The sequence below is a fragment of the Paenibacillus hemerocallicola genome (assembly GCF_006265175.1).
GTDB lineage: Bacteria > Bacillota > Bacilli > Paenibacillales > NBRC-103111 > Paenibacillus_AB > Paenibacillus_AB hemerocallicola.
Map to the genome: position 1 here is coordinate 872 of NZ_VDCQ01000141.1, position 2,829 is coordinate 3,700.

At 54.7% G+C, this 2,829-nt stretch carries 1 protein-coding gene and 1 pseudogene; both read right to left on the reverse strand.

From position 1 onward, the window contains the following. Positions 1 to 444: 444 nt before the first annotated feature. Complete coding sequence (locus FE784_RS40415; protein WP_139607959.1) at positions 445 to 1,773, reverse strand: glutamate-1-semialdehyde 2,1-aminomutase; 1,329 nt, start codon at positions 1,771 to 1,773, stop codon at positions 445 to 447. Positions 1,774 to 2,394: 621 nt separating this feature from the next. Further along, a pseudogene (locus tag FE784_RS41485) lies at positions 2,395 to 2,829 on the reverse strand (hypothetical protein); the annotation flags it as partial.

A 2,829-nucleotide genomic window follows, 5' to 3' on the forward strand; every position in this document is an offset into this window, starting at 1 on the left:
AAGACGCAAGACGCAAGACGCAAGACGCAAGACGCAAGTACGCAAGTACGCAAGCACGCAAGACGCAAGCACGCAAATACGCAAATACAGTAACAGTGAAATTTAGTAATTTAGTTCACTATTCGCTGAATTCGCTCATCTGACGCATGGTGATGGAAAAAGTCCAGTTAATTCAGCCGAATTACCGTAGATCGCTTGAATTAGTGGAAAATCTACAGTTATTTTCCTCTTACATGAGGATTTGTACTTTAGGCGAAATTAGATGCATGTTTTCCATTTCACGACGGCTTGAGGGGGAAACATACGATTGGACCGCACCGCAACCTCGTCGACTCCTAACGGCTCTTTCGACCTGCTCGGCGGCTGATGAAGTACGGTTAATCGTCGGCAATGCAACTGCGAGCTTGTTGTTCCCCTGTCCCTACCGGCCTATGTATGGGCTCTTCACATGGCCGCAAAAGCGCGATCGGCGGCATCGATCGTTTCGTCAATATCTTCTTGCGTGTGTACGATAGTCGTGAACCAAGCTTCATATTTCGACGGAGCCAGACAAATGCCCCGGTCGAGCATAAGCCGGAAAAATTGAGCGAACCGCTCGCCGTCCGCTTTCTGGGCGTCGTCATAGTTCCGGATCGGGTGGTCGCAGAAATGAGTGGAGAAAGCGCCGCCGATCCTGTTAATCGTAAGAGGCACGCCATGCTTCCCGGCGCTGGCGGCGAGCCCTGCCGCGAGCCGCGCTGCCAAAGCGTCCAGCTTTTCATAAACCCCGGGCTGGCTAAGCGTCTCGAGGCAGGCGATGCCCGCCAGGATCGAGGCCGGGTTGCCCGCCATCGTTCCGGCTTGGTATGCCGGACCAAGAGGGGCGACACGCTCCATGATTTCCCGGCGACCGCCGTACGCGCCGATCGGCAGTCCGCCGCCGATAATTTTGCCCAAGGCGGTCAAATCCGGCTCGATTGCCCCAAGATCCGGGAACCCTGCGTCTGCGTATGTTTGTGCGGCTCCATAATGAAACCGGAAGGCGCAAATGACCTCGTCGTAAATAACAAGCGCGCCATGGTCGCGGGCCAACCGGCACAGCCCTTCAAGGAAACCGGGTTCGGGCATGACCATGCCGAAGTTGCCGACGATCGGTTCTACCATGACGGCTGCCGTCTCGCTGCCCCAACGTTCCAGCGCTGCTGCGAGTGCATTCAGGTCGTTATACGGAACGGTAATAACTTCTTGGGCGATGCTGACCGGTATGCCTGCACTGTCGGGAATGCCCAGCGTGGACGGTCCCGAACCGGCGGCTACGAGTACAAGATCCGAATGCCCATGGTAGCATCCGGCGAATTTGATTATTTTATTGCGGCCGGTGAAAGCCCGCGATACGCGGATCGTCGACATGACGGCTTCCGTGCCCGAATTGACGAAGCGTACTTTGTCCATCGACGGTACCGCTTCCTTCAGCATTCGCGCGAAAATGATTTCATGCTCTGTCGGCGTGCCGAAGAGCGTTCCGTTTGCGGCTGCACGGCAGATCGCATCGGTCACATGAGGATGTGCATGTCCGAGTATAATCGGACCGTAGGCGGCCAAATAATCGATATACCGGTTGCCGTCGGCGTCCCAAAAATAAGCGCCTTGCCCCCGCTCCATAAATACCGGCGCTCCTCCGCCGACCGCCTTGAACGAACGGGAGGGGCTGTTCACTCCTCCCACGATGTGACGAAGCGCATCTTCGTACAATTGCTCCGATCTTTTCCGGTTGTGGCTGCTGCTGCTGCTCATATCCGACTCATCTCCTGAACTATGAAGCGGATTTCGCATCGGGCGAATGATCCGCGCTGTAATTTGGATGGATTTTTGATTACGTCCATAATTGTACACATTATTAAGTAAAATTTCACCTTCCGCCCGCAAGGTCCGATCGTTACAAGCTGTGGAATCGAGGTGCGCATGAATATGCTTCACGGTCATCCCGCACGAAATCTGAAATTACGGTAGAACGGAGATAAGGCTCAAACGAACATAATCTCATGAATCTAGCTTCCACCAAGGACAAATAGTGCTGATTTGAGCGTTATAGCTATGGATTCGACGTTGAAAAGCGGTTGAAGCAGGCTGATCAGAGAAAATAAGGTTTAAACGTACCTTATTCATCGATTCATGTTCATTCCAAGCGTAAATAGTGCTCCTTTGAGCATTATCTGCCCAATCTTGCGCCCACGACAAATAGCATCTCCCAAGAGGAGTGGTCTGACTCCGATTCAAATGCGGCTGCCTATAGGGCAAGTCTTGACCACGTACTACGATCGCGAAAAAACCTCCTTCCCTGGAGGCAGGGAATGGAGGTTTGTCATTGTACACACTGATATGTAATTTTCGGCCAAAACAGTCCAATAACGCTTGTCAGTTCGTATCGCTCGAAGCGGCTCCCGCTTCCGGGCTGTCTGAGGAAGTTTTGACATCCGTTTCGCCGCTCGCCTCGGCAGTTGCGCCAGTCGAGCTTGCAGCCCCCGTTCCAGACTTTGCCGTATAAGGAGCGTCTCCGCTTCCAGCCGAAGAGCCGCTCGCCCCGGAAGCGGCTGGCGCTCCGGCCGAACCGTTCGCGCTGTTGGCAGTTGCAGTTGAACTCCCGGTGCCGGATTCCGTGGAACCGCTTACAGATAAGTCTTGCTTGATCGTTTCCGTTGACGTTCCTGCCGAGTCGGCAATGCTCGGGCCTGAGCCCGAGCTTGTGCTTGTCGTTTTCCCGGGTGCCGCCGTACCCGTGCCGGTCGACCCGGGCTCCGGCTTGGTGCCCGAAGAAGTGCCTGTCGAACCAGTCCCCGTCTTTGTCCCCGA